Source organism: Streptomyces sp. NPDC020958 (assembly GCF_055562175.1).
The window spans coordinates 92,753-119,578 of record NZ_JBVHFU010000018.1 but is presented as its reverse complement, the minus strand read 5'-3'; the positions used below and the strand labels follow the sequence as shown (position 1 = coordinate 119,578).

Sequence of the window (26,826 nt, the reverse complement as noted above, 5' to 3'; positions counted from 1 at the left end):
CCCCGTCACCGAAGCGCCCGCGGGGGCGTTGTCGGTGGCGGGGTGCACGATGGGCACATGAGCGTGCGTATCGACATCGCGGGGCTGCGGCCGGACAGGGTCGCCGTCGTGCCCTCTGCGCTGGCCGAGCTCGGCATGGCGCTGCACGCGCTGTCCGAGCCGGGGCACCATCCCGGCCTCCAGGGCTGGGTGACGGGCGTGACCGCACGCCTGGAGCCGGACCTGGCGGACCGGATGTGCGAGGCGGACTTCCTGTGGCGGTCGACGTTCTCCGACTTGTTCCTGCCGTTCGCGGGCGTGCCGGGCGCCGTCCCGGGCGGCACGCTCGCGGAGGAACTGGACCAGCTGGACAAGCTGACGGACGGGCAGTTCGTGGACGCCGCCCTGGAGTTCACCTGCGTGTGGTCGTACGACGCGAAGGCACCGGACATCCTGTCGGACCCCGTCGTGCGGCGCCGGGCGCTGGAGGTGGCGGCCTCCCGCGGCCCGCGGCAGGTCCGCTTCGCCCAGCGGCTGCTCGACGATCCGCCGAGCGTGCGCGCGTGGCTGCGCCGGTTCCTGGCGGACTGCGCGGCGGCGTTCTTCGACGAGGCCTGGTCGCGGCTGCGCCACCAGCTGGCGGCCGACGCCCGGCACAAGACCGAGCTGCTGCGGCACAAGGGGCTGGCCGAGGCGCTGGCCGCCGTCTCACCCTCCGTGACGCTCGACGAGGCCGCCTCGCGGATCACCGTGGACAAGCTGACCGACGGCCACGCGGTGACGGACGTCGACGGCCTGCTGCTGGTGCCCACGAGCCTCGGCTGGCCGCATCTGATGGTGCTGCACCGCTACGGCTGGCAGCCGGTGCTGCACTATCCGGTCGGTTCACCGGAGCTGGCCACCCCGGCCTCGGTGGAGCAGTTGACGCTGCGGATGGCCGCGCTCTCCCATCCCGTCCGGATGCGGCTGTGCCGGTTCCTGGCGCGCAGCGCGTACACCACCAGCGAGCTGGCGCAGGTGCACGGCCTGTCGGCGCCGGAGGTGTCCCGGCACCTGGGGGTGCTCAAGAAGGCCGGCCTGGTCACGACCCGCCGCCGCGGCCGCTACGTGCTTCACCAACTGGACGTCACGGTCGTCGCCCGGCTGGGCAGCGACTTCCTGGAGGGCATACTCCGCTAGCGCGGGCCGGTCCGCACCGGGGTTCAGGCGGCCGTGGCCGGCTGCGCCTTGGCCCGGCGCACCCCGCGCAGCGCCCCGGACCAGGCGATCAGCTGGTCGAGCAGCCCTTCCACGGCGGTGTCGAGGCCCTCCTGGGGTACGAAGGCGCCGGTGCGGAACGAGGGGTGCGTCGAGATGGCGGGCTGGGCGCGGACGGTGGCCACCTGGAGTTCGGCGAGGACGAGCCGCAGCGCCTCGGCGGCCCGTGCCCCGGCGACCCAGCCGCCGTAGCTGATGATCCCGGCGGCCTTGTCGTTCCACTCCCGGTAGACGTAGTCCAGGGCGTTCTTCAGCGCTCCCGGGTAGGCGCGGTTGTACTCGGGGACGAGGAACACGTAGCCGTCGAAGCTGTCGATGAGCGCGCCCCACGCGCGGGTGTGGTCGTGCTGGTACTGCTGGAAGCTCGGGTTGCCGGGTTCGTCGAGGTTGCCGAGGTCGTGGTCGGCGAGGTCGACGAGTTCGTAGTCGGCGCCGCCGTGGGCGCGGGCGGCCTCCAGTGCCCAGGCGGCGATCTGGTCGCCGCGGCGTCCGGGGCGGGTGCTACCGAGGATGAGCGCGATGCGGAGCGGCATGGTCTTCCTTCCCGAAGGGAGTTGATACGTCAACTCTATGGGGGAGTGAGTTGATGTGACAACACCGCTGTTCGCGGTAGTCTCGGCGGCATGACGGAGACGCGAGCGCTGGAACCCGAGGAGTGGGAGCTCTGGGACACCTGGATGCGGGCGCAGCGCCTGCTCACCAGGGAGCTGGAACGCGGTCTGCAGGGCGCCTGCGGCATCTCCAAGCCCGAGTTCAGCGTGCTGGTGACGTTGTGGCAGGCCGCCGGCCGGGAGATGCGGGTCGGCGAGCTCTCCGAGTCGCTCGACTGGGACAAGAGCCGCGTCTCGCATCAGCTGACGCGCATGGAGAAACGCGGCTTCGTCAAGCGCACCCGGTACGGGGCCGACGGTCGCCGCGCCGGGGTCGGGCTCACCCCCGAGGGCCGCGACGCCGCCCGGAACGCCGTCCTCGTGCACGGCGCCAACATCCGCCGCCACTTCCTCGACCCGCTGACCCCCGAGCAGACGGCGGTCATCCGCGCCTGGAGCGGGCAGGCGGTCGAGCGCCTCGACCCGGAGCGCAACGAGGCCGCCACCGACGGCGCGTCCTAGACCGCGCCCGTCGCGGACCGGCGGTCCCGGCGCGCGGGGTGCGTCAGCCGAGCCCGCCGCCCGCCCGGACCAGGCCGGTCTCGTAGGCGAGGACGACGACCTGGACGCGGTCGCGCAGTCCGAGCTTCGTGAGGATGCGGCCCACATGGGTCTTCACGGTCGCCTCGGACAGCACCAGGCGGCTCGCGATCTCGCCGTTCGACAGGCCCTGCGCGACCAGCACCATGACCTCGCGCTCACGGTCGGTGAGCCGCTCCAGCTCCTGGTGCCGGGGCTCCTTGCCCGCGGAGGGCAGCATCGGCGCGAAGCGGTCGAGCAGCCGGCGGGTGGTGGACGGCGCGACGACGGCGTCGCCGCTGTGCACGGAGCGGATCGCCGCCAGCAGCTCGCCGGGCGGCACGTCCTTGAGCATGAAGCCGGACGCGCCCGCCTTCAGCCCGGAGAAGGCGTACTCGTCGAGGTCGAAGGTGGTCAGGATGAGCACCTTGGGCGGATCGGGCTCGACGCAGATGCGCCGGGTGGCCTCCACGCCGTCCAGCTTGGGCATGCGCACGTCCATGAGGACGACGTCCACGGCGGTGGACCGCAGCACCTGGAGGGCCTCGACGCCGTCGCCCGCCTCCGCGACGACCTCCATGTCCGGCTGGGCGGCGAGCACCATCCGGAACCCGGTGCGCAGCAGCACCTGGTCGTCGACGAGCATCACACGGATCGTCATCGGCTCCTCTTCCGTTTCCGTTCGTCTGCCTACGCCCGGAATCTCCGGGGCGTGACAGGTGTCAACCGGGGGCGTGCGTCAGCGTCAATGCGCTGGTTTGAGCGGCAGCAGGGCACTGATGCGGAATCCTCCGCCAGGGCGGGGGCCCGCGTCGAGAGTGCCGCCCACCATGCCGACCCGCTCGCGCATGCCGATCAGGCCGTGGCCCTGGCCGTCGGCACCGCCCTCCTCGTACATCTCGTGCGGGGCGCCCTTGCCGTCGTCCTCCACCAGCAGGCCCAGCCCGTCGTCGAAGTAGACCAGCCGCACACTGGCGCCCGCGTCGGGGCCGCCGTGCTTGCGGGTGTTGGTGAGCGCCTCCTGCACGATCCGGTACGCCGTGAGCTCGACGCCGCTGGGCAGCGGGCGCGGGGTGCCCTCGACCTTGAAGTCGACGGGCAGCCCGGAGGTGCGGCACTGCTCCACGAGGTCGTCGATCTGCTCGACGTCGGGCTGCGGGACGTACTCGCCGACCTCCTTGTGCTCGCCGGTGCGCAGCACGCCCAGCAGGCGGCGCATCTCGGCGAGGGCCTGGCGGCCGGTGGAGGAGATCGTCTCCAGGGCCTTCCTGGCCTGGTCGGGGGCGGCGTCGAGGACGTAGGCGGCGCCGTCGGCCTGGACCACCATCACCGACACGTTGTGCGCCACCACGTCGTGCAGCTCCCGCGCGATCCGGGCGCGCTCCGCGGCGACCGCGACCTTGGCCTGTGCCTCGCGCTCCTTCTCCAGCCGGGCGGCGCGCTCCTCCAGCTGCGCGAAGTAGGCGCGGCGGGTGCGCATGGAGTCGCCGAGCACCCAGGCCAGCACGAACGGCACCGTCTGGAACAGCACGATCGCGACATGGCCGGGGAAACTCGCGGACGGCTGCGGCCACCGGATCTCCGCCAGGGGAGCCGCGCACAGCCCGGCGTAGAGGCCGAACCGGGACGCCCAGCGAGCGCCGATCGCGGCGTTCGTGCAGACGATCACCAGCATGGCGAAGTTGGCGGCGGTCGTCTCCACGTCCAGGACCAGCTGGGCCACGCCGGTGGCCGCCGCCAGCAGCAGCATCCGCTCCGGGAACCGGCGGCGCAGCGCCACGACGACCCCCAGGACGACCGAAAAGGCCACCATGGCGGCGGTCGAGCCGTGGTGGTCCCGCCCGTGGCCGAGCCTCCAGGCGCTCACGCCGGAGATCCCGAACAGGACGACGGCCCAGAAGGTGTCGACCCATGTCGGGTGCCTGCGGAGGAAGTCATAGAGGCGCTGCACGTAACCCAGAGTAGGGAAGCGCGATAGGTGCAGGGGTCAACCGGAGGGCCGATCCCTGTTCCGCGCGCGTACTCCCCAAGGTGGAGAAGGTGATCACCTGTGCGCCTAGTCTGGCCGGGTGACGGATGAGGCGACGCGAGAGACGGCCGAGGACGCCCGTGGCTGGCGTGCGGCCACCGAGGCGGCCCTGTACGGCCCCGACGGCTTCTACCGCCGCCCGGAGGGCCCGGCCGGGCACTTCCGCACGTCGGTGCACGCGTCGGGGCTGTTCGCCGAGGCGGTGGCCGAACTGCTGTGCCGGGTCGACGAGGCCCTCGGCCGACCCGAGACACTCGACTTCGTCGACATGGGCGCGGGCCGCGGCGAACTGGTCACCGGCGTCCTCGCCGCCCTGCCGGCCGACGTGGCGGCACGCACGCGCGCGTACGCCGTCGAGATCGCCGACCGCCCGTCCCGCCTCCCCGACCGCGTCACCTGGCTGGCCGAACTCCCGCGCACGGTCACCGGCCTGCTCTTCGCCAACGAGTGGCTGGACAACGTCCCGGTCGACGTCGCCGAGGTGGACGCGGCCGGGACGCCCCGCCTCGTCCTGGTCCGGCGGGACGGCACCGAGGTGCTCGGGGAACGGGTGTCGGGTGCCGACGCCCAGTGGCTCGAACGGTGGTGGCCGCTGGGTACCGAGCCGGGGCAGCGCGCGGAGATCGGACTGCCCCGGGACCGGGCCTGGGCGTCCGCCGTGGCCAGCCTGCAGAGGGGGCTCGCGGTGGCCGTGGACTACGCGCACACCGTGCGCACCCGCCCCCCGTTCGGGACGCTCACGGGCTTTCGCGAGGGACGCGGAACGGCGCCCGTGCCGGACGGGTCCTGCGACATCACGGCGCACGTCGCGCTGGACGCGTGCGCGGCGCTCGACACGGCGCTCAGGCTGCCCGAGCCGCTGCTGTGCACCCAGCGCGACGCCCTGCGCGCCCTGGGCCTGATCACCGCACGCCCCCCGCTGACCCTCGCCTCCACCCACCCCGCCGCCTACGTGCGTGCCCTCTCGACCGCCGGTGAGGCCGCCGAACTCGTCGCCTCCGGCGGCCTCGGCGACTTCGGCTGGCTGCTCCAGCCGGTGGCCGTCGACAACCCGCTCAGGTGAGCCGCTACTTGTCGATGTCCCCCACCACGAAGAACATCGACCCCAGGATCGCGACCATGTCCGCCACCAGTGTCCCCGGCAGCAGTTCGGTCAGCGCCTGGATGTTGTTGTACGACGCGGAGCGCAGCTTCAGCCGGTACGGGGTCTTCTCGCCCTTGCTGACGAGGTAGTAGCCGTTGATGCCGAGGGGGTTCTCGGTCCAGGCGTAGGTGTGCCCCTCGGGTGCCTTGAGGACCTTGGGGAGCCGCTGGTTGATCGGTCCCGGCGGCAGTTCGGCGACCCGGTCCAGGCAGGCGTCGGCCAGGTCCAGGGCGTTGTGCGTCTGCTCCAGGAGACACTCGAAACGGGCCAGGCAGTCGCCCTCCGCGCGGGTCACCACCCTGAGGGTGTCCTGGAGTTCGCCGTAGGCCAGGTAGGGCTCGTCACGGCGCAGGTCGAAGTCGACCCCTGAGGCACGCGCGATGGGCCCGCTCACGCCGTACGCGTGCACGGCCTCCGGCGTGAGGGCGCCGACGCCCCGGGTGCGGCCGCGGAAGATCTCGTTGCCGAGGACCAGGTCGTCGAAGACGTCCAGCCGGGAGCGCACCGCGGAGACGGCCGCACGCGCGCGTGCGGTCCAGCCGGCCGGCAGGTCCTCCTTGAGGCCGCCGACACGGTTGAACATGTAGTGCATCCGCCCGCCGGAGACTTCCTCCATGACGTTCTGGAGCACCTCGCGCTCACGGAACGCGTAGAAGACCGGGGTGATCCCGCCCAGTTCCAGCGGATAGGAGCCGAGGAACATCAGGTGGTTGAGCACCCGGTTCAGCTCGGCGAGCAGGGTGCGCGTCCACACCGCGCGGACCGGCACCTCCATGCCGAGCATGCGCTCGACGGCGAGCACCACGCCCAACTCGTTCGAGAAGGCCGACAGCCAGTCGTGGCGGTTGGCGAGCATGATGATCTGCCGGTAGTCGCGCGCCTCGAAGAGCTTCTCGGCACCCCGGTGCATGTAGCCGATCACCGGCTCCGCGGAGACGATCCGCTCCCCGTCCAGCACCAGCCGCAGCCGCAGCACGCCGTGCGTGGAGGGGTGCTGGGGGCCGATGTTGAGCACCATGTCGGTGCTCTCCGTGGCGCCGCCGATCCCGACCGTCGTCTGGGTCGTAGGAGTCATGGAACCAGTCTCCCCTACGTACGCTGACCGTATGGAGACGGGGAGCCCGGCCGACGCCGGGACGAAGGGGACCGAACCGGTCTGGACGGGGCTGCCGCCCGGCCTGCTGCGGATGCGCCGGTTGCTGCTGGTGGTGTGGCTGGGGCTGACCGCCCTGGCCGTGGCGTTGCTGCTCGGCCTGCTGGCGGGCGCGGTGTGGGCGGCGTTCGCGCTGCTGCCGCTGGCCGCGCTGGCCTGGGGCTGGGTGCTGCTGGGCCGCAACTGGCGGTCCTGGCGGTACGCCGAGCGGGCCGACGACCTGCTGATCAGCCGCGGGGTGCTGTGGCACGAGGAGACCGTGGTGCCGTACGGGCGGATGCAGCTGGTGGAGGTGACCTCGGGGCCCGTGGAGCGCCACTTCGGCCTGGCCAGTGTGCAGCTGCACACCGCTGCCGCGGCCACCGACGCGACCATCCCCGGCCTCGAACCGGCCGAGGCGGAGCGGTTGCGCGACCGGCTCACCGAGCTCGGCGAGGCCCGATCGGCGGGTCTGTGAGCACGCCCGGCGCCGAGGGCGCCATACGCCCCGCGGCGGCCGTCACCGAGCGGCGGCTGCACCCCGTGACGCCGTTCCGGCGGGCGTGGGCGCCGGTCGCGGTGATCGCCGGCTGGGCGGTGCACGACCCGAACCAGGCGCAGGTCCAGCTGACGAAACTGACCACGACCATGCTGCTCGGCGGCCTCGCCGTCCTGGTCGCGGCGGGCGCCCTCTACGGCTTTCTCACCTGGTGGTTCACCTACTTCGCGGTGACCGAGAGCGAACTGCGGATACGGACCGGCCTGTTGTTCCGGCGCACCGCGCACATCCGGCTGGAGCGGATCCAGGCCGTCGACGTCTCCCAGCCGCTCCTCGCGCGCGTGGCGGGCGTCGCCAAGCTGCGCATAGACGTCGTCGGCACCGACAAGAAGGACGAACTCGCCTTCCTGGGCCAGGGGGAGGCCCGGACGCTCCGTGCGGAGCTGCTCGCGCGCGCCGCCGGGTTCGCCCCCGAGACGGCGCACGAGGTCGGCGAGGCACCGGCGCAGGAGCTGATGCGGGTCCCCCCGAACAAGCTCGCGCTCTCCCTCGTGCTGACGGGCGCCACCTGGGGCTCCCTGGCCGCCGCCCTCGTCGTACCGCCCTTCCTCTGGATCGGCACGCACAGTGTGTGGACGGTGCTCGCCACCGCCCTGCCGCTGCTCGGCGCGGCGGCCACGGCCAGCGTGGGACGGTTCGTCTCGGAGTACGACTGGACGCTCGCCGAGTCCCCGGACGGGCTGCGCATCGACCACGGGCTGCTGGACCGGACGCACGAGACGGTGCCGCCGGGGCGGGTGCAGACCGTGCGGATCGTGGAGCCGCTGCTGTGGCGGCCGTTGCGCTGGGTCCGGGTGGAGCTGGACGTGGCCGGTTCGGAGAACTCCGTGCTGGTGCCGGTCGCCCCGCGCGCGGTCGCCGAGTCGGTCGTCGCGCGCGTGCTGCCCGGGGTGACCGTGCCCGGCGGACTGCTGCGGCCGCCGGGGCGGGCCCGGTGGTGCGTCCCGCTGTGGTGGCGCGGCCACGGCCTGGCCGTCACGGACGCGGTGTTCGCCACGCGGCACGGACTGCTGCGCCGGAAGCTGTCGCTCGTCCCGCACGCCAAGGTCCAGAGCGTACGGCTGACGCAGGGGCCCTGGGGGCGGCTGTGGCGGCTCGCGGACGTCCATGTGGACACGGGAGCCAACAAGTCGGTCACGGCCCGGCTGCGGGACGCCGAGGAGGCAGGTGCGCTGCTGCGGGAGCAGGCCGAACGGTCCCGAACCGGCCGCCGAACCGCCCGCCCGGACCGCTGGATGGCCTGACGGCGCCCGGACCGCCGGCGACCTGACGGCCGCCCAGACCGCCGCACAGCCTGACGGCCGCCCGGACCGCCGCATGACCTGGAGGCCGCCCGGACCGCGGACATGGGCCCGGAGACCGCCCAGACCGCCGCATGGCCCGGAGACCGCCCAGACCACCGCATGGTCTGGCGGCCGGCCGGACCGAGGTGGGAGTGCCGAGCCCCCGGACGACGTGAGCCGGGACCCCTTGTGGGTCCCGGCTCGGTGTCGACGTGGGTTCAGGGGGCGGCGCTGCTTCAGGAGGCGGCGCTGCGCAGGCCGCCGAGGTTGATCTGCTCCGTCTCGTCGTGCGCGGTCAGGTCGATGACCTGGCCGACGCCCCGGGCCCCCGGGGCCGCGGTCTTGAACTCCGCCTCGGACTCGGCCTTGTGGAGCGCGAGCGCCTCCTGGCCGACGACGTCCGCGAGGTCCTCGTTGTGCATGGTGTCGAGGCCGCCCGCCGACGCCCCCTTCTGCGTGCCGAAGAAGTCGAAACCGCCGGTGACCAGCGGGCGCGGGATGGGCGCGGCCGGCAGCACGGCCACCGCGGTCGGCACCGTGAAGTGCCCCGAGGGCGGTACGGAGTTGGCGGACGGCGCGGGGGTGTCGGCGGCGTCCTCCTCGGCCTCGGCGTCCGCCGGGGCGATGCCCTCCGGACCCTCCGGCCCGGCCGTGGTGGCGGCGGCCGCGCGCGCGTGCCCGTCGGCCGCCCCGAGCTTCCCCTGTTCCTCGTCCTCCCGCGCGGCCTCGGCCTCCGGTGCCCCGGCTCCGGCGGCCGTCTCCGTCACGGTCCCGGTGTCCGCGCGGGCCTCGGCCGCCGGGGCGTCACCCTGGTCGAACCGGGCCAGTGCCACCTTGGCCCGCAGGAACAGCTTGGAACCCTCCGGCGAGAAGACTCCGGGAGTCGGCTCGGTGACCGCCACCTCGGCCTTCGGCCCCTCGCCCGCCGCCTCCGTCGGCAGGTCGGCAGCCTTCGCGGGCTCGTCCCCGCTCCGGGCGGCAGGCAGCGCGTTCGACGGTTCGGCCGCCTCGATCTCCAGCAGCCGGCGGCCCTCCAGGGCGCTGGCGCGCTCGGTCTCGGCCGTGGCGTAGCGGCGCAGCAGGGCCGCGTGCTCGTTGCGCAGCCCCGCCAGCTCCGCGCGCTTGGCGCGCAGCCGCTGCTCCAGCTTGGTCCGCAGCTCCCGCGACTCCTCGAGGTCGGTCTCCAGCTCGGCGATCCGCTCCTCGTGGCGCCACTCGTCGCTCGCCCGCGCGCGCGTGAGGTCGGCCACCTGCTTGCCCGCCTCGCTGTCCCAGCGCCGCATCACGGCGGCGCCGACGGCAGCGGTGGCCGCGGCTATCGCGGCCAGCGTGCGCAGCACCGTCGGCTGGGAGGACAGCCAGGGGCCGAGAGCGCAGACGAGGGAGACACCGGCGATCGCCGACGGAGGCAACAGCCTGTGCAAGGGCGGGGAATGACGGTGGCGTCCACGTGGCATGGCCAGAAACTTACCGCGCGTAGGCGAATGATGGTGCCCCGGGCCGTAAAAACACAGCGCCGACGAAGTCTTCGCAGGAAGCCGCGGAAGCCCGCGTTCAGCCTTCGCCCAATCGCCCGCTCATCCACTCCAGCGTCGCCGGGATCTCACGGCGCCAGGTATTGAAGTTGTGACCTCCGCTGTCGAGGATGATCGACGAGATCCGGGTGCGGTTGGTCGCCGCCACGCGCGCGATGAATTTCAGCGTGTCCTTGTAGTCGGTTTCTCCGATCTTGCTGCTGGTGACCAGCAGGGAGGTGTCCGGAGCCGGTTCGTGGGCGAGGAACCACCACAGGTTCGCGCGGTTCTTCAGCTTCTGGTCGCCCTGGAAGAGATCACCGGTCGTGGGATCGATGGGCGCCTTGTAGGACGGGGAGAGCCCGGCGCCGGCCGCGTACGTCCCGGGGTGGTGCATCGCGAGCTTGAGCGCGCAGTAGCCGCCCGTCGAGTCGCCGAGGATCCCCCAGCCGCCCTGCTTCCCGACCCGGTAGTGCGCGCGTACGGCGTCGGGCAGGTCCTTGGCGAAGAAGGTCTCGGTCTGCGGTCCGTGCGGCACGTCGACGCACTCGGTGTCCCGGGGCGGGGCGACCGTGGGCCGCAGCATCACCAGGATCGTCGGCCGCATCCGGCCGGCCCGCACCAGGTGCTGCTCCGTGCGCGGGTAGTGCAGCTTGTCGACCAGCGCGCTCGCGGTGCCGGGATAGCCGCTGAGGACGACGGCCACCGGGAAGGTGCGTGTGCGGTACTGCGGCTGGAAGTACTCCGGCGGCAGGTACACGTACGCGGGCGTGGCGATGTGCGTCGTACGGCCGACTATGTCGACCTGCTGGACCTGACCGGCCGTGCGGGGCAGCGAACCGCCCAGGCCGTGCACCTGGGAGGTGCCCACCAGGCGGACCGGGCTGCCCGCCTGGCCGCTCGCCGTGTGGTCGACGACGACGCCCTGGTCGGTCTCCGTGCCCATCAGGTCCGCCCAGCTGGCATAGAAACCGAAAGCCTGGTTGACGGCGATCCCCACGCACGCGAAGAGCGCCAGCTGGGTGGCCAGCAAAAGACCGACGCGGCCGCTGACCGCACGCCAGTTCCGCCGGGCGAGCCGGGGCCACAGCCATACCGTGCCGACGAACAGCAGCACGGCGCACAAGATCGTCAATGCCAGCACTTTATTGCTCGTGAGACCCATGAGGTGCTTCCTGCCTGCGCTTTCCCCCGTGCCGCCCGCTGCTTTCAGCAAGGCTTGCCCCGGGCTTTCCCTGTCCTTTGAACCGGTTTTCCGGTGGAGAGTGAACCTCTCCGCCCGAGACACCGTCCTAGAGGGCGCAATGTCGCCGGATGCCCCGATCGGCACCGGGTTCAAGGTCTCTCGCGGAACTACGGGATGCGATGTCTGTCAGGATAGATGGGGAATTGTCGGGCGAGGTTCCGAGCCGCTCGGGCCGGGCGCGGCGCATAGTCCGCGGTCCCCGCCCGGAGGCCGTCCCCGCCCTGGTCGGCAGGGCGTGTGCCGTCGTGGGCGTCCTGGACATCGCGGCGGGTGTGTTCCCGCGCTTCCGGCACAGCCGCATGCACGCCATCGCGGAGGTGCTCCCCGGCTCGCTCGGACCGTTCGCCGCCGCGCTCTCGCTCAGTGTCGGCGTGCTGTTGCTGCTGCTCGCGCACGGCCTCAAGCGGCGCAAACGCCGGGCCTGGCGGGCCGCGGTCGTCCTGCTGCCGGCCGGCGCCGTGTCGCAGTTCGTCTACCGGCACTCCGTCATCGGCGTGCTCATCTCGCTGGCGCTCTTCGTGCCCCTCGTGATCCACCGCGACGAGTTCAGGGCGCTGCCCGACCCGCGCAGCCGGTGGCGGGCGCTCGCCAACTTCGTCCTGATGAGCGCGGGCTCGCTCGCGCTCGGCCTGGTCGTCGTCAGCGCCCACCCCAAGCGCACGATCGGCGACCCGAGCCTGGCCGACCGCCTCACGCACGTCCTGTACGGCCTGTTCGGCTTCGAGGGCCCCGTCGACTACGAGGGCTCCACCTCCTGGACGGTCGCCTTCTCGCTCGGCGCGCTCGGCCTGATCACCGCGGTCACCACCATCTACCTGGCCTTCCGCCCCGAGCACCCGGCCGCACACCTCACCGAGCAGGACGAGAGCCAGCTACGCGCCCTCCTGGAGAAGCACGGCGCCCGCGACTCCCTCGGCCACTTCGCGCTCCGCCGCGACAAGGCGGTCGTCTTCTCGCCCAGTGGCAAGGCGGCGGTCACCTACCGCGTGGTCTCCGGCGTGATGCTCGCCAGTGGCGACCCGATCGGCGACGTGGAGGCCTGGCCGGGCGCCATCGAACGCTTCATGGACGAGGCCAAGGCCCACTCCTGGACCCCCGCCGTCATGGGCTGCTCGGAGACGGGCGGCGAGGTGTGGACCCGCGAGACCGGCCTGGACGCCCTCGAACTGGGCGACGAGGCGGTGGTCGACGTGGCGGATTTCTCACTCGCCGGACGCGCGATGCGCAACGTGCGCCAGATGGTCAAGCGCATCGAGCGAGCCGGCTACGAAACCCGGGTACGGCGTATCCGTGACCTCGGCGACGCCGAACTGGAGCGCATCCGCCGGGCCGCGGAGGACTGGCGGGGCACCGACACCGAACGCGGCTTCTCGATGGCCCTCGGACGCATCGGCGACCCCTCCGACGGCGACTGCCTGATCGCCACCGCCCACAAGACCGACGAGGAGCCCGGCCCCTACGGCGACCTCAAGGCGATCCTGCACTTCGTCCCCTGGGGCACCGACGGCGTCTCCCTCGACCTGATGCGCCGCGACCGCTCGGCCGACCCCGGCATGAACGAACTGCTCATCGTGGCCGCCCTCCAGGCGGCCCCGAAACTCGGCGTCACCCGGATCTCGCTCAACTTCGCCATGTTCCGCTCGGCCCTCGCACGCGGCGAGAAGATCGGCGCGGGACCCGTGCTGCGTGCCTGGCGGGGACTGCTGGTCTTCCTCTCCCGCTGGTTCCAGATCGAGTCCCTGTACAAGTTCAACGCCAAGTTCCAGCCGCGCTGGGAGCCGCGCTTCGTGGTCTACCGGGCCCCCGGCGACCTCCCGCGCATCGGCTTCGCCGCCATGCAGGCCGAGGGCTTCGTCAACCTCGCCCTCCCGCTCCCGCGTTTCCTGCGCCGCAGCCCCGCCCCGGCCCGCCCCTGCACGCACCACGCCACCGAACGCGACGTCCGCGCGGCGTGACCCCGTGACCGGCCCGACCCCATGACCGGCCCGGGCGGAGCCCCTCCCCCTCCAGCCCGGAGGGGCTCCGCCCGGGCCACCCGGGCTGGAGGGCGCGGCCTGGGCCTACGCTGAACGTATGAACAACCACAGCGGACGTGGCCAGGTGACAGGGCTTCCGGCATGGGACCGGTGCGCGGTCATGGGTGTCGTGAACGTGACTCCCGACTCCTTCTCCGACGGCGGCCGCTGGTTCGACACGACGGCCGCCGTCAAGCACGGCCTCGCCCTCGTGGACGAGGGCGCCGACCTGGTCGACGTCGGCGGCGAGTCCACCCGCCCCGGTGCCACCCGGGTCGACGAGGACGAGGAACTGCGCCGGGTCGTCCCCGTCGTCCGCGGCCTCGCCTCCGAAGGCGTCGTCGTGTCCGTCGACACCATGCGCGCCTCCGTCGCCCGGCAGGCCCTGGCCGCCGGCGCCGCCCTCGTCAACGACGTCAGCGGCGGCCTCGCCGACCCCGGCATGATCCCCGTCGTCGCCGACTCCGGCGCCCCCTTCGTCGTCATGCACTGGCGCGGCTTCCTCGCGGGCGGCAACGTCAAGGGGGTGTACGACGACGTCGTCACCGAGGTCCTCGACGAACTGCACGCGCGCGTGGACGCCGTGCTCGCCGGTGGCGTCTCCCCGGACCGGATCGTCGTCGACCCGGGTCTGGGCTTCTCCAAGGACTCCGAGCACGACCTGGTCCTGCTCGCCCACCTCGACCGGCTGCACGCCCTGGGCCGCCCCCTGCTCGTCGCCGCCTCCCGCAAGCGGTTCCTCGGCCGGGTCCTCGCCGGACCCGAGGGGGCGCCCCCGCCGGCCCGGGAGCGCGACGCGGCCACGGCCGCCGTCTCCGCGCTCGCGGCACAGGCCGGCGCGTGGGCGGTGCGCGTGCACGAGGTCCGCGCCACGGCCGACGCGGTACGCGTCACACGCGCCATAGAAGGAGCGCGCACGGCAACCTCCGCGCCCGGCGTGCAGAACCCTCCCCACCGCGCAGAGGGAGCCCGGTGAGCGCCCCCCACACCGACGTCGAGCACGTCGAGGCCGCCAACACCGCCTTCTACGAGGCACTGGAGCGCGGTGACTTCGAGACCGTCTCCGGCCTCTGGCTCACCCCCGCCGACCTGGGCGTCGACGAGGAGTACCACGACCCCGCCGACACCGGCGTGATCTCCTGCGTGCACCCCGGCTGGCCGGTGCTGACCGGCCGCGGCGAGGTGCTGCGGTCGTACGCGCTGATCATGGCGAACACCGACTACATCCAGTTCTTCCTGACCGACGTGCACGTCTCCGTCACCGGCGACACCGCCCTGGTCACCTGCACCGAGAACATCCTCAGCGGCGGCCCGGCCCCCGAGGGAAGCCACGAACTCGGACCCCTGGTCGGTCAGCTGGTCGTCGCCACGAACGTGTTCCGGCGCACCGACGACGGCTGGAAGCTCTGGTCCCACCACGCCTCCCCGGTGCTCTCCGAGACCGACGAGGACGAGGAGGAGGACACGCCCTCCTGACCCGGCGCGCCCGGCGACGCGCCCGTCGAACGACACCTGCGGCCCATCCACGCCGAAGAAGTGGCTGGAATCACGAACTCGCCGGTAGCCACGGCGACCGGCCCGTGAGCCGCCGGGTTCTCCAGGGAGAACACCCGGTGAACCCTGCCCCACCCGGCGCACGCCGCCCGCTCCGTACCCCGGTGCCGACGGTGCCCGCAGGTAGATTCATGTGTGGCCGGTCCGTCGCCCGCACGCGATACGACCTCGCCGTCACCGACGATTGCAGGAGTGATTCGCGTGGATCGTGTCGCGCTGCGCGGCCTGAGGGCCCGTGGGCACCACGGTGTCTTCCCCAAGGAGCGCGAGGAGGGCCAGACCTTCCTCGTGGACCTCGTCCTTGGCCTCGACACCCGGCCCGCGGCGGCCGACGACGACCTGGCGAAGACCGTGCACTACGGCATCGTGGCCGAGGAGGTCGTCGCCGTGGTCGAGGGGGAGCCGGTGAACCTGATCGAGACGCTCGCCGAGCGGATCGCCCAGGCCTGCCTGAAGCACGAAGGGGTAAGAGAGGTCGAGGTCTGCGTCCACAAGCCCGACGCACCCATCACCGTCCCCTTCGACGACGTCACCGTCACCATCACCCGGAGCCGAGTATGACCGCATCCTCCCTGCGCGGGCCCAGCGACCCGACCGTACAGCCGGTGCCCGCCTCCGTCGTCGAGCAGGTCGACGCCGCCGACACCACCCTGTCCAACCCCAAACGCGCCGTGGTCGCCCTCGGCTCCAACCTCGGCAACCGCCTGGAGACCCTCCAGGGCGCCGTCGACGCGCTGGAGGACACCCCGGGTGTCCGCATCAAGGCGGTCTCCCCGGTGTACGAGACGGAGCCGTGGGGCGTCGCGCCCGGCAGCCAGCCGTCGTACTACAACGCGGTCGTCATGCTGAAGACCACCCTCCCGCCGTCCTCCCTGCTGGAGCGGGCGCACGCGATCGAGGAGGCGTTCAACCGGGTGCGCGACGAGCACTGGGGTCCGCGCACCCTCGACGTCGACATCGTCGCGTACGCCGACGTCGTCTCCGACGACCCGCGGCTCACCCTCCCCCACCCGCGCGCCCACGAACGCGCCTTCGTGCTCGCACCCTGGTTCGACGTGGACCCCGAGGCCCAGCTGCCCGGCCGCGGCTCGGTCGCCGAACTCCTGACGGCGGTCACCCGGCACGGCGTGGCAGCGCGCGGGGACCTGGAACTCCGACTGCCCGAGTAGTCGTTAAGGTCGAGACGACCACATCGCTGCGGGGGAGCTGAAGGAAAACAGTGAAAGAGCTGCGGATCAGGGTGCTGGCCGGCGTCTTCGTCGTGGCGGCGGTGCTGTCCTGGGCGGGCGCCCGCCTGTGGAACTCGGTGGGGACCCTGCCCAGCGTGCCGGTGGCCGCCCCGATCGTGCTGGCGCTGATCGCGGTGGTCCTGCTCTCCACGGCGCTCTCGCTGCGCGCCCGGCTCAGGGCCCAGCGCGAGCGCCGCCCCGGCGCCAAGGGCGTCGACCCCCTGATGGCCGCCCGCGCGGTCGTCTTCGGCCAGGCCAGCGCCCTGGTGGCGGCCCTGGTCGCCGGCATGTACGGCGGCACGGGCCTCTTCCTCCTGGAACTCCTGGACATCCCCACCCGCCGCGACCAGGCCCTCTACGCCGCCTTCTCGGTCGTCGCGGGCGTCGCCGTCATAGCGTCGGCCCTCTTCCTGGAACGCGTGTGCAGGCTCCCGGAGGACGACGACAACCACCACGGCGGAGCGGAGCCGGTGGCCTGACCCGCCCGGGGGTCAGCGGGCCATGATGAGGCTCATCGCCTCGTTGCGCGTGGCCGCGTCCCGGAGCTGGCCGCGCACCGCCGACGTGATGGTCTTCGCGCCGGGCTTGCGGATCCCCCTCATCGACATGCACATGTGCTCGCACTCGATGACCACGATCACGCCCCGCGGCTCGAGGATCTTCATGAGGGAGTCGGCGATCTGCGTGGTGAGACGTTCCTGCACCTGAGGGCGGCGCGCGTAGACGTCGACCAGCCGGGCCAGCTTGGACAGTCCCGTGATCTTCCCGCTCTCCGCCGGGATGTACCCCACATGGGCGACGCCCCGGAACGGGACCAGATGATGCTCACAGGTGCTGTAGACCTCGATGTCCTTCACCAGCACCATTTCGTCGTGGCCGATGTCGAACGTGGTGGTCAGGACGTCCTCGGGCTTCTGCCACAGCCCCGCGAAGATCTCCCGGTACGCCCGCGCCACCCGCGTCGGCGTCTCCCTCAGACCCTCTCGGTCCGGGTCCTCGCCGACCGCGATCAGGAGCTCGCGTACGGCGTTCTCGGCGCGTTTCTCGTCGAACTCGCCGATGGTTCCCTCGCCGTCCAGCGTCACGGGGTCGGTCATCTGATGCCTCGTTCCTCAGCCGTACACGTGTGGATCACGCGCCTCATGTGCAGGCATTACCGAAATGCCGCGCCCCCCAGGCTAGATCCTGGGGGGCGCGGCATCCATTCCGGGCCGGGTGGGCCGGTGGGGTCAGCTCTCGGGTCGGTCCTCCGGCGCCTGCTCGGTCGCCGGGGCGGACTCGGCCGCCGTGGACTTCACCGTGCTGATCGCCGGCGTCGAGCCGTTCGCCCCGTTGGTCAGTGCGAGCTCCTTGGGGGAGAGCACCGGCGGGCGGGTGGACGGCGTACGGCGGGAGGAACCGGTCCAGGCGGGCCGGGCCGGGCGCTTGACGATGGCGGAGAAGATCTCGGCGATCTCCTCCTTGCCCAGGGTCTCCTTCTCCAGGAGCTGGAGAACGAGGTTGTCGAGGACGTCGCGGTTCTCGACCAGGATCTCCCAGGCTTCGTTGTGCGCGTTCTCGATGAGCTTCTTGACTTCCTCGTCCACCAGGGCGGCGACCTCTTCCGAGTAGTCGCGCTGGTGGGACATCTCACGGCCGAGGAAGGGCTCGGTGTTGTCGCCGCCGAACTTGATCGCGCCGAGACGCTCGGTCATGCCGTACTGGGTGACCATCGCGCGAGCGGTGGACGTGGCCTTCTCGATGTCGTTCGCGGCGCCCGTGGTCGGGTCGTGGAAGACCAGTTCCTCGGCCGCGCGGCCGCCCAGCATGTAGGCGAGCTGGTCGAGCATCTCGTTGCGCGTGGTCGAGTACTTGTCCTCGTCCGGCAGGACCATCGTGTAACCGAGGGCGCGCCCGCGGGACAGGATGGTGATCTTGTGGACCGGGTCGGAGTTGGGCGAGGCCGCCGCGACCAGGGCGTGTCCGCCCTCGTGGTACGCGGTGATCTTCTTCTCCTTGTCCGACATGATCCGGGTCCGCTTCTGCGGGCCCGCGACCACGCGGTCGATCGCCTCGTCGAGCATCTGGTTGTCGATGAGCTTGCGGTCGCTGCGGGCCGTGAGCAGGGCCGCCTCGTTCAGCACGTTCGACAGGTCCGCGCCGGTGAAGCCCGGCGTGCGGCGGGCGACCGCCGCGAGGTCGACGTCGGGCGCGACCGGCTTGCCCTTCTGGTGGACCTTGAGGATCTCCAGACGGCCCTGCAGGTCCGGCGGGTCGACCGCGATCTGGCGGTCGAAGCGGCCCGGGCGCAGCAGCGCCGGGTCGAGGATGTCGGGCCGGTTCGTCGCGGCGATGAGGATCACGCCGCCCTTGACGTCGAAGCCGTCCATCTCGACGAGCAGCTGGTTCAGCGTCTGCTCGCGCTCGTCGTGACCACCGCCGAGGCCGGCGCCACGGTGGCGGCCGACCGCGTCGATCTCGTCGACGAAGACGATCGCCGGGGCGTTCGCCTTGGCCTGCTCGAAGAGGTCACGCACCCGGGAGGCACCGACACCGACGAACATCTCGACGAAGTCGGAGCCGGAGATCGAGTAGAAGGGCACTCCGGCCTCGCCGGCGACGGCGCGCGCGAGCAGCGTCTTGCCGGTGCCGGGGCGGCCGTAGAGGAGCACACCCTTGGGGATCTTGGCGCCGACGGCCTGGAACTTGGCCGGCTCCTGGAGGAACTCCTTGATCTCGTGGAGTTCCTCGACGGCCTCGTCGCAGCCCGCGACGTCCGCGAAGGTCGTCTTCGGGGTGTCCTTGGTGATGAGCTTCGCCTTGGACTTGCCGAAGTTCATGACCCTGGAGCCGCCGCCCTGCATCTGATTCATCAGGAACAGGAAGACGACCACGATGAGGACGAAGGGGAGCAGGGAGAGCAGGACGCCGACGAAGGCGTTCTGCTTGGTCGGCGAGACGGTGTAACCGTCGGGGATCTGCTTGTCCTGGTACTTGGTCTGCAGCGTGTTGGCGATGGTCACGCCCTGGTCGCCGATGTAGCTCGCCTGGATCTTCGAGCTGCCGTCGACCTTCTCGCCGTTCTTGAGCGTGACCTTGACGGTCTGCTCGTCACCGGTGGTCAGCTTCGCCGATGCCACTCTGTTGTCGTTGATCGCCGCCACGACCTGGCCGGTGTCCACCGTCTTGTAGCCGCCGGACGAGCCGACGACCTGCATCAACACGACCACGGCAAGGACGGCCAGCACGATCCACATGACCGGCCCACGGAAGTATCGCTTCACGTCCATCCATACGGAGCGGTGTCGCCCCGTCCCTCCTGCCATAGTGAGTTTGATAAGACAGTTCTTCTGACGGTACCCCAGCATGGTGGCCCGAAGCCGCACGAAGCTGCTTCCGACGGCTGGTGAACCCGTCTCTGCATGCTCCAACGGCGCGAAACCCGCTGGGGTTCCCGATCGTCTTACGCAAGTGGACCCTCCGGCGTATCAGCCGGGGTTCAGCCGCCGTAGACGTGGGGCGCGAGCGTACCGACGAACGGGAGGTTGCGGTACTTCTCGGCGTAGTCGAGGCCGTAGCCGACGACGAACTCGTTGGGGATGTCGAAGCCGACCCACTCGACGTCGATGGCGACCTTGGCCGCGTCGGGCTTGCGCAGCAGGGTGCAGATCTTCAGGGTCTCGGGCTCGCGGGAGCCGAGGTTGTTGATCAGCCAGGAGAGGGTCAGCCCGGAGTCGATGATGTCCTCGACGATCAGGACGTGCTTGCCCTTGATGTCGGTGTCGAGGTCCTTGAGGATCCGCACCACGCCGGAGGACTGGGTGCCCGCACCGTAGGAGGACACGGCCATCCAGTCCATGGTGACGGGGGTGGACAGCGCCCGGGCGAGGTCCGCCATGACCATCACGGCGCCCTTGAGGACGCCGACGATGAGCAGGTCCTTGCCCGCGTACTCCGCGTCGATCTTCGCGGCCAGCTCGGCCAGCTTCGCGTCGATCTCTTCTTTGGTGATGAGCACCTGCTGGAGGTCGGCACCCATGTCTTTCGCGTCCACCCGCATCACTTTCGGTCGGTCGTCCCACCGGCCTACCCACCCGCCGGAGGAGCTCTCCGGGAGGTCGGGATTCAGCCTTGCCGAATCACCAGTCTGCCACCCTGCCGCCGGGCGACGACCTTGCCGGGGAGATTGATGGCCCCCTGGCCGCGCCAGCCGGTGATGAGGCGGTCGACTTCTTCGATGTGCCGGGCGAACAGGGAACCGGCCGGGGCGCCCGCCTCGATGGCCGCGCGACGCAGGATCCGGCGCCGTACGGCGGGTGGCAGGGCGTAGAGCTTCGCGCACTCCAGCATGCCCGTGGCGTCCCGTACGGAGGCCTCGGCCTGGCTGGCCCAGGTGTCGAGCGCGTCGGCGTCGTCACGGGAGAGCTGGGCGGTGCGGGCGAGGGCCTCGACGACGCCCTTGCCGAGTGCCTTCTCCAGTGCGGGAAGCCCCTCGTGGCGGAGCCGGGAGCGGGTGTACGCCGGGTCCGCGTTGTGAGGATCGTCCCAGACGGGGAGGGCCTGGACCATGCAGGCCTTGCGGGCGGTCTGCCGGTCCAGCTGGAGGAAGGGGCGCCGGTAACGGCCGTCGGCCCCCGAGACCGCGGCCATGCCGGACAGGGAGCGGATGCCGGAGCCGCGGGCGAGGCCCAGCAGGACGGTCTCGGCCTGGTCGTCCCTGGTGTGGCCGAGCAGGATCGCGGTGCCGCCGTGGCGCTCCAGGGCGGCGTCCAGGGCCGCGTAGCGGGCGTCGCGGGCGGCGGCCTCGGGTCCGCCGTCGCGGCCGACGGTCACGGTGATGGCCTCGACCGGGTCGAGGCCCAGCTCGCGCAGTCTCAGGACGACTTCCTCGGCTCGCAGGTCGGAGCCGGGCTGCAGACCGTGGTCGACGGTGATGCCGCCCGCGCGGACGCCGAGTTTGGGGGCCTCGAAGGCGAGGGCGGAGGCGAGCGCCATGGAGTCGGCGCCGCCGGAGCATGCCACGAGGACGAGCGGGGAGGGGGTCCGCTCGTTCGGTGTCTGCTCCGGGATGTCCCCGTAGGGGCGGGCCAGGCGCGCGGTGATGCGCCCGCCGGTGCGTTCGCCGGCGGTACGGCTGAGGCGGCTCTGGTCGGTGAGGATGTCGTGGAGGACGCGGCGGACCGCCAGGCGTATCGCCGCGACCGCAGGATGGGGACCCATGTCCGGTTCCCTTCATGAAGTTTTCGGGGGGTGAGCCCGAGATCGGTCACTCAGAGTGTGTAGATGGTGACAGAAACAGGGCGTTCCCCGAGCATCGCACGCCTACCCATCGCTCACGGTCCCTCGGACGGGTGATTGAAGGGGCGTTCGCCTGCCGTATCCGGCTCACCGGACGCCCCCCGGTTCACGAGTCGGCCTTGCGGTGCACCCGCGCGACCCAGTCCGCCGGTTTGGCGATCTCCGCCTTGGTCGGCAGGGTGTTCGGGGAGGTCCACACCCGGTTGAGGCCGTCCATGCCGACCTGGTCGACGACGGCTCGCACGAAGCGCTCGCCGTCCCGGTACTGGCGGAGCTTGGCGTCCAGGCCGAGCAGCTTGCGCAGGGTCATGTCGAGCCGGGAGGCGCCCTTGGCGCGCCGCTGCTGGAACTTCTCGCGGATCTCCGCGACGGTCGGCACGACGGCCGGTCCGACGCCGTCCATGACGAAGTCGGCGTGGCCTTCGAGCAGGGACATGACGGCGGTGAGCCGGCCGAGGATCTCGCGCTGGGCCGGGGTCTGCACCAGCTCGACGAACGACCGCCCGCCGTCGTCCTCCTCGGCCTCGGGGCGGCCGCCGGCCAGCGACTGGGCGGCGTCCCGGACGCGTTCGAGGACGGTCATCGGGTCGACGTCGGTCTCCGACAGGAACGCCTGGATCTCGCCCTCCAGATGGGCCCGCAGCCAGGGCACGGCCGTGAACTGGGTGCGGTGGGTCTCCTCGTGCAGGCACACCCACAGCCGGAAGTCGTGGGGCTGGACGTCGAGTTCGCGCTCCACGTGGACGATGTTCGGGGCGACGAGCAGCAGACGGCCGCCGCCGTTCTCGTCCGCCGGGAGGTCGCGGGAGGCGGGGGCGAAGGTCTCGTACTGGCCGAGGACCCGGGAGGACAGGAACGACAGCAGCATGCCGAGTTCCACGCCGGTGACCTTGCCGCCGACGGCGCCGAGGACCGCGCCGCCCGGGTTGCCGGAGCGGCGCTCCTGCATCTTGTCGAGCAGTGGTTTGAGCAGTTCGCGGAAGCCGGCGACGTTCGCCTTGACCCAGCCGGGCCGGTCCACCACCAGGACGGGGGTGTCGTGGACGTCGTCGGTCCCCATACGAGTGAAGCCCCGGACGTGTTCCTCCGAGGCTTTCGCGTGTCGTCGCAGCTCCGCGACGATGGCCCGGGCCTCGTCACGGCTCACCTCGGGTCCCGGCCGCACGAGCCGGGTCGCGGTCGCCACCGCGAGATTCCAGTCGACCATCCCAGAAGAAGCAGCGCCACCGATGCTCGTCATGCGTCAACCGTACGTTAGCGCTCCCCCTTGGGGCAGGCCGTGCGGCCGCCGGGCCGGAGCCGGCCGTGCGAGGGCCCTACAGCCCGGCCAGGGCGGTGGCCGTCCGGTCCAGCGCCGCCTGGGCCTCGTGCGGGTTCGTCGTGTCCGAGGTCAGGAAGGCGAAGGCCAGCAGCCGGCCGTCCCGGTCGACGAGGGTGCCCGCCAGGGTGTTGACGCCGGTCAGGGTGCCGGTCTTGGCGCGTACGACGCCTGCCGCGCCGTCCGTGTAGCGGCTGGCCAGGGTGCCCGTGAAGTGGGCCACGGGCAGGCCGGTGAGGACCGCGCGCAGGCCCGGCTGGTCCGCGTCGGCGGCCTTGGCGAGCAGCGCGGTGAGGAGGTCCGCGGTCAGCCGGTCGTCCCGGTTCAGGCCGCTGCCGTCGTGGAAGGAGGCGCCGGTCATCGGCAGGCCCAGCCGGGTCAGCCGGGCTTCGACGGCTGCCGCTCCGCCGTCGAAGCCGGCCGGCCTGCCGCCGGCCAGGGCGGTCTGGCGGGCCAGGGCCTCGGCGATGTCGTTGTCGCTGTAGGTGAGCATGCGCTCGACGACCGCGGACAGCGGCGGCGAGGTGACGGTGGCGAGGGTGCCGGCCCGGCGGCTCGCCTTGGCCGTGCCGGGGTCCGAGGTCCTGACGCCGGCGTCCGCCAGGAATCCGGCGAACTTCTGTGCCGCGTCGGCCGCCGGGTCGGCCGCCCGGGGCGCGGGGCCGCTGGTGGAGCCGTCGGTGCGGGCCTCGTCGGCCATGAGGGGGCTCACGCGCGCGAGGTTCTCGTTGACGCCGATGGGGTGCAGGTCGGGGCCGGTGTAGAGCGAGGTGTCGTAGGAGAGCGCGATCTGTTCGATGCCCCGCGCGGTCAGGGATTTCGCGGTCTCGGTGGCGAGGGTGCGCAGGCTGGCCCAGTCGCCGGGGTCCCGACGGGCGGTGAGCGTCGGGTCGCCGCCGCCGATCAGGACGACCTGCCTGGTGCCGGGTTCGAGGACCGCGCGGGTGGTGAAGCGGTGGTCGGGGCCGAGGGCGGAGAGGGCGGCGACCGCCGTGGCGATCTTGGTGGTGGAGGCGGGGGTCATGCCCGTGTCGGCGCCTTCGGCGTAGAGGCGTTTCCCGGTGGCCACGTCGAGGACGACGGCGGTACGGGTGCTGCCGAGCTCCGGGGCGTCCAGGAGGGGCCCCAGGACGCCCTTGAGGGCCGCCGGGGAGATCCCGGCGGGGTTCTGGGTGGAGCCCACGGTGGGCGCCGACTTCACGGTGTCGGTGCCGCCGCCCAGTCCCGTCAGGACGGGACCGGCGCTCGGGGCGGCGCCGGGGTCCGAGCCGGCGGTGCCGGATCCGGTGCCGTGATCTGCGCCACCCGGCCGCTGGAGGGCGGCCGCCCGGTCCCGCTCGGCCGTACGCTGACCGTTGGCGTCCCAGGGGCCCGCCGCGGTCGCCACACCGGCGGCCAGCGCGAGCCCGGCCGTGGTGGCGCCCGCGGTGTACTGCCAGGTCCTGAGGGTCCGAGGACGAGGGGGGCGGACCAGACCGGCCGGCCGGGGTCCGGTCGCGCGCGTGAGCCGGGCGAGCTGTGGTTCCACGGCCCGCCTCAAGCGTGTGACCTGCGGCTTCGTGGCGTCCGTCCAGCGTTGCAGACCCGGTCGCACAGCGGCCGCGAGCTTCCGCACCCGCGGTTTCGCGGCCTGCCAAGGCCTCAGCTCTGGCACGACCACCAGCCCCTTTCGCGATCACACACCAGCGTGAGGGACACTTAACCACCAGAACTATGTGTTGATCATGGAGGAGCCACCGGTGGAGTTCGACGTCACGATCGAGATCCCGAAGGGTTCGCGGAACAAGTACGAGGTGGACCACGAGACCGGTCGGATCCGCCTGGACCGTCGTCTCTTCACCTCGACCGCCTACCCGACCGACTACGGCTTCGTCGAGAACACCCTCGGCGAGGACGGCGACCCGCTGGACGCGCTGGTCATCCTGGACGAGCCCACCTTCCCGGGCTGCCTCATCAAGTGCCGCGCGATCGGCATGTTCCGGATGACGGACGAGGCCGGCGGCGACGACAAGCTGCTGTGCGTCCCGGCCACCGACCCGCGTGTGGAGCACCTGCGCGACATCCACCACGTGTCGGAGTTCGACCGCCTGGAGATCCAGCACTTCTTCGAGGTCTACAAGGACCTGGAGCCCGGCAAGTCCGTCGAGGGCGCCAACTGGGTGGGCCGCACCGACGCCGAGGTCGAGATCGAGCGGTCCTACAAGCGCTTCAAGGAGCAGGGCGGTCACTGAGACTCCCCCGCACCCCAGCTCGGAGAACGGGCCGCACACGCGCGTGTGCGGCCCGTTTTTCGTGCCTCCCGGGGGGCAGTGCGCATACTGAGGCGTAGGTAAAGATGTCGTTCAGGGAGCAATACGGCAGTGACGGAGGCGGAGGACCGCAAGCCCAGGTCGGACGAGGCACGGTACGACCCGGAGATCACGTCGGAGTTCGCCGTCCCGGCGGGCATCGCGGTCCCGGAGGCCGGCACCGAGCCGGAGACGACGTCCGAGTTCGCCGTGCCGGAGGGCTTCCAGGCGCCGCAGCCTGCGGCCGGCGAGCCGGAGGGCTCGGCGTTCAGCGTGCCGAGCACCTACAGCGCCTACGACGCCCCGGCCGCCTTCACCCCCGCCTCCGGCTTTCCCGCGGTCAGCCTGGTGAAGGACGCGCCCTGGCAGGACCGGATGCGCACGATGCTGCGCATGCCGGTGGCCGAGCGGCCGGCGCCGGAGCCGGTGCAGAAGGTCGAGGACGGCGGTCCCGCCGTCCCGCGCGTGCTCGACCTGACGCTGCGTATCGGGGAGCTGCTGCTGGCGGGCGGCGAGGGCGCGGAGGACGTGGAGGCCGCGATGTTCGCGGTCTGCCGCTCCTACGGCCTCGACCGGTGCGAGCCGAACGTCACGTTCACCCTGCTGGCGATCTCCTACCAGCCCTCGCTCGTCGACGACCCGGTGACCGCCTCCCGGACGGTACGGCGGCGCGGGACGGACTACACGCGCCTCGCGGCCGTCTTCCGGCTCGTGGACGACCTCACCGACCCCGAGACCCACGTGTCCCTGGAGGAGGCCTACCGGCGGCTCGCGGAGATCCGCCGCAACCGGCACCCGTACCCCGGCTGGGCGCTGACCGGTGCGAGCGGGCTGCTCGCCGGGGCCGCCTCCGTGCTGGTCGGCGGTGACCTCCTGGTGTTCGTGGCCGCCGCGGTGGGCGCGATGCTCGGCGACCGGCTGGCGTGGCTGTGCGCGGGGCGGGGGCTGCCGGAGTTCTACCAGTTCATGATCGCGGCGATGCCGCCGGCCGCGATCGGGATCGTGTTCTCGCTCGCCCACGTGGACGTCGCGGCGTCCGCGGTGGTCACCGGTGGGCTGTTCGCGCTGCTGCCCGGGCGGGCGCTGGTCGCGGGCGTCCAGGACGGGCTGACCGGCTTCTACATCACCGCCTCGGCGCGGCTGCTGGAGGTCATGTACTTCTTCGTCGGCATCGTCATCGGGGTGCTGACGGTGTTGTACTTCGGCGTGAAGCTGGGCGGCCGGCTCAACCCGGACGCGACGCTGATGGGCTCCGGACGGCCGTACGTGCAGATCGCCGCGTCGATGGTGCTGTCGCTGACCTTCGCCGTCCTGCTCCAGCAGGAACGGTCCACCGTGCTGGCGGTGACCCTCAACGGCGGTGTGGCCTGGTCCGTCTACGGCGCGATGCACTACACCGGCAAGATCTCGCCGGTCGCCTCCACGGCCGTCGCGGCGGGTCTCGTGGGCCTGTTCGGGCAGTTGCTGTCCCGGTACCGGTTCGCGTCCGCGCTGCCGTACACGACGGCGGCGATCGGGCCGCTGCTGCCGGGGTCGGCCACGTACTTCGGGCTGCTGTCGATGGCCCAGAACCACGTCGACGAGGGGCTGGTGTCGCTGGCCAAGGCGGCGTCGCTCGCCATGGCCATCGCCATCGGGGTCAATCTGGGGTCGGAGATCTCGCGGCTGGGGCTGCGGCTGGGGTTCGCGGGGAAGCGGCGGGCCGCCAAGCGGACCAGGGGGTTCTGAGCGCCGTCGGTGGGGGTCGATGAGGTGCGTCGGCGGGTGCGGGCGCGTCGTGGCTTGTCGCGCAGTCCTCCCCCAGCCTTCGGCCGGGGGTACCCCCAGCGCCCC

25 protein-coding genes are annotated in these 26,826 nt (G+C 72.0%); 13 read left to right on the top strand and 12 right to left on the bottom strand.

Features of this window, described 5'->3' with window-relative positions; genetic code table 11:
• The first annotated feature begins 57 nt into the window (after positions 1-57).
• On the top strand, positions 58-1,158 hold the full coding sequence (locus ACZ3KP_RS35525; RefSeq protein WP_467504665.1) for a DUF5937 family protein: 1,101 nt from the start codon (positions 58-60) through the stop codon (positions 1,156-1,158).
• A gap of 23 nt (positions 1,159-1,181) precedes the next feature.
• Here the strand turns inward: ACZ3KP_RS35525 and ACZ3KP_RS35520 are convergent, their stop codons facing one another.
• Entirely contained in the window at positions 1,182-1,769 is a 588-nt protein-coding gene (locus tag ACZ3KP_RS35520) for an NADPH-dependent FMN reductase (protein WP_467504664.1), read from the bottom strand.
• Between the two features lie 90 nt (positions 1,770-1,859).
• Between ACZ3KP_RS35520 and ACZ3KP_RS35515 the strand changes: the two genes are divergently transcribed.
• Positions 1,860-2,348, top strand: a complete 489-nt coding sequence (locus ACZ3KP_RS35515; protein ID WP_467504662.1) for a MarR family winged helix-turn-helix transcriptional regulator — start codon at positions 1,860-1,862, stop codon at positions 2,346-2,348.
• Between the two features lie 43 nt (positions 2,349-2,391).
• Here ACZ3KP_RS35515 and ACZ3KP_RS35510 read toward each other — a convergent pair whose 3' ends face one another.
• Both ACZ3KP_RS35510 and ACZ3KP_RS35505 read right to left on the bottom strand, forming a co-directional pair.
• Positions 2,392-3,066: a response regulator transcription factor gene (locus ACZ3KP_RS35510; protein ID WP_132889389.1), complete on the bottom strand. Its 675-nt coding sequence runs from the start codon at positions 3,064-3,066 to the stop codon at positions 2,392-2,394.
• A gap of 84 nt (positions 3,067-3,150) precedes the next feature.
• Positions 3,151-4,356: a sensor histidine kinase gene (locus ACZ3KP_RS35505; RefSeq protein WP_358981945.1), complete on the bottom strand. Its 1,206-nt coding sequence runs from the start codon at positions 4,354-4,356 to the stop codon at positions 3,151-3,153.
• Positions 4,357-4,474: 118 nt separating this feature from the next.
• Between ACZ3KP_RS35505 and ACZ3KP_RS35500 the strand changes: the two genes are divergently transcribed.
• Entirely contained in the window at positions 4,475-5,497 is a 1,023-nt protein-coding gene (locus tag ACZ3KP_RS35500) for an SAM-dependent methyltransferase (RefSeq protein WP_467504660.1), read from the top strand.
• Positions 5,498-5,501: 4 nt separating this feature from the next.
• Here ACZ3KP_RS35500 and ACZ3KP_RS35495 read toward each other — a convergent pair whose 3' ends face one another.
• Positions 5,502-6,653 carry an NADH-quinone oxidoreductase subunit D gene (locus ACZ3KP_RS35495; RefSeq protein WP_467504658.1) on the bottom strand — a complete coding sequence of 384 codons (1,152 nt, stop codon included), beginning with the start codon at positions 6,651-6,653 and terminating at the stop codon, positions 5,502-5,504.
• A gap of 31 nt (positions 6,654-6,684) precedes the next feature.
• Here ACZ3KP_RS35495 and ACZ3KP_RS35490 point away from each other — a divergent pair, with 31 nt between their 5' ends.
• Entirely contained in the window at positions 6,685-7,188 is a 504-nt protein-coding gene (locus ACZ3KP_RS35490; protein WP_467504656.1) for a PH domain-containing protein, read from the top strand.
• Positions 7,185-8,513, top strand: a complete 1,329-nt coding sequence (locus tag ACZ3KP_RS35485; RefSeq protein ID WP_467504655.1) for a PH domain-containing protein — start codon at positions 7,185-7,187, stop codon at positions 8,511-8,513. The genes ACZ3KP_RS35490 and ACZ3KP_RS35485 overlap by 4 nt, the downstream gene beginning before the upstream one ends.
• 275 nt (positions 8,514-8,788) lie before the next feature.
• Here ACZ3KP_RS35485 and ACZ3KP_RS35480 read toward each other — a convergent pair whose 3' ends face one another.
• Together ACZ3KP_RS35480 and ACZ3KP_RS35475 are read right to left on the bottom strand one after the other, a co-directional pair.
• On the bottom strand, positions 8,789-10,009 hold the full coding sequence (locus ACZ3KP_RS35480; RefSeq protein ID WP_467504653.1) for a hypothetical protein: 1,221 nt from the start codon (positions 10,007-10,009) through the stop codon (positions 8,789-8,791).
• Between the two features lie 97 nt (positions 10,010-10,106).
• Positions 10,107-11,231, bottom strand: coding sequence for an alpha/beta hydrolase (locus tag ACZ3KP_RS35475; protein ID WP_467504651.1), 1,125 nt, complete (start codon positions 11,229-11,231; stop codon positions 10,107-10,109).
• A 224-nt stretch (positions 11,232-11,455) separates the two neighbouring features.
• Between ACZ3KP_RS35475 and ACZ3KP_RS35470 the strand changes: the two genes are divergently transcribed.
• The 6 genes from ACZ3KP_RS35470 to ACZ3KP_RS35445 all read left to right on the top strand — a co-directional run bounded on the left by ACZ3KP_RS35470 (position 11,456) and on the right by ACZ3KP_RS35445 (position 16,589).
• Positions 11,456-13,267: a phosphatidylglycerol lysyltransferase domain-containing protein gene (locus ACZ3KP_RS35470; protein ID WP_467504650.1), complete on the top strand. Its 1,812-nt coding sequence runs from the start codon at positions 11,456-11,458 to the stop codon at positions 13,265-13,267.
• 118 nt (positions 13,268-13,385) lie between these two features.
• Positions 13,386-14,303, top strand: a complete 918-nt coding sequence (gene folP / locus ACZ3KP_RS35465; protein ID WP_467504648.1) for a dihydropteroate synthase — start codon at positions 13,386-13,388, stop codon at positions 14,301-14,303.
• On the top strand, positions 14,300-14,803 hold the full coding sequence (locus tag ACZ3KP_RS35460) for a nuclear transport factor 2 family protein (protein WP_132889409.1): 504 nt from the start codon (positions 14,300-14,302) through the stop codon (positions 14,801-14,803). The genes folP and ACZ3KP_RS35460 overlap by 4 nt, the downstream gene beginning before the upstream one ends.
• 279 nt (positions 14,804-15,082) lie before the next feature.
• Positions 15,083-15,442, top strand: coding sequence for a dihydroneopterin aldolase (gene folB, locus ACZ3KP_RS35455; RefSeq protein WP_046730900.1), 360 nt, complete (start codon positions 15,083-15,085; stop codon positions 15,440-15,442).
• On the top strand, positions 15,439-16,050 hold the full coding sequence (gene folK, locus ACZ3KP_RS35450) for a 2-amino-4-hydroxy-6-hydroxymethyldihydropteridine diphosphokinase (protein WP_358981936.1): 612 nt from the start codon (positions 15,439-15,441) through the stop codon (positions 16,048-16,050). The genes folB and folK overlap by 4 nt, the downstream gene beginning before the upstream one ends.
• Positions 16,051-16,100: 50 nt before the next feature.
• Positions 16,101-16,589, top strand: a complete 489-nt coding sequence (locus ACZ3KP_RS35445; protein WP_358981935.1) for a DUF3180 domain-containing protein — start codon at positions 16,101-16,103, stop codon at positions 16,587-16,589.
• A gap of 12 nt (positions 16,590-16,601) precedes the next feature.
• Here the strand turns inward: ACZ3KP_RS35445 and folE are convergent, their stop codons facing one another.
• From folE to dacB, 6 genes are all read right to left on the bottom strand, one after another.
• The gene (gene folE, locus ACZ3KP_RS35440) at positions 16,602-17,207 is read right to left on the bottom strand and encodes a GTP cyclohydrolase I FolE (RefSeq protein WP_132889415.1); all 606 of its coding nucleotides are present in this window, start codon (positions 17,205-17,207) and stop codon (positions 16,602-16,604) included.
• A gap of 132 nt (positions 17,208-17,339) precedes the next feature.
• Positions 17,340-19,379, bottom strand: coding sequence for an ATP-dependent zinc metalloprotease FtsH (ftsH, locus tag ACZ3KP_RS35435; protein WP_132889417.1), 2,040 nt, complete (start codon positions 19,377-19,379; stop codon positions 17,340-17,342).
• A 209-nt stretch (positions 19,380-19,588) separates the two neighbouring features.
• Positions 19,589-20,149, bottom strand: coding sequence for a hypoxanthine phosphoribosyltransferase (gene hpt, locus ACZ3KP_RS35430; protein ID WP_046730905.1), 561 nt, complete (start codon positions 20,147-20,149; stop codon positions 19,589-19,591).
• Positions 20,150-20,214: 65 nt separating this feature from the next.
• On the bottom strand, positions 20,215-21,309 hold the full coding sequence (tilS, locus tag ACZ3KP_RS35425; RefSeq protein ID WP_132889419.1) for a tRNA lysidine(34) synthetase TilS: 1,095 nt from the start codon (positions 21,307-21,309) through the stop codon (positions 20,215-20,217).
• Between the two features lie 184 nt (positions 21,310-21,493).
• Complete coding sequence (locus tag ACZ3KP_RS35420) at positions 21,494-22,627, bottom strand: zinc-dependent metalloprotease (protein WP_467504645.1); 1,134 nt, start codon at positions 22,625-22,627, stop codon at positions 21,494-21,496.
• Between the two features lie 76 nt (positions 22,628-22,703).
• Positions 22,704-24,320 (bottom strand): D-alanyl-D-alanine carboxypeptidase/D-alanyl-D-alanine endopeptidase, encoded by a 1,617-nt coding sequence (gene dacB, locus ACZ3KP_RS35415; RefSeq protein WP_467504710.1) that lies wholly within the window; start codon positions 24,318-24,320, stop codon positions 22,704-22,706.
• Positions 24,321-24,444: 124 nt separating this feature from the next.
• Here dacB and ACZ3KP_RS35410 point away from each other — a divergent pair, with 124 nt between their 5' ends.
• The gene (locus ACZ3KP_RS35410; RefSeq protein ID WP_046730908.1) at positions 24,445-24,936 is read left to right on the top strand and encodes an inorganic diphosphatase; all 492 of its coding nucleotides are present in this window, start codon (positions 24,445-24,447) and stop codon (positions 24,934-24,936) included.
• A 129-nt stretch (positions 24,937-25,065) separates the two neighbouring features.
• Positions 25,066-26,721: a threonine/serine exporter family protein gene (locus ACZ3KP_RS35405; protein WP_467504642.1), complete on the top strand. Its 1,656-nt coding sequence runs from the start codon at positions 25,066-25,068 to the stop codon at positions 26,719-26,721.
• Positions 26,722-26,826: the final 105 nt, after the last annotated feature.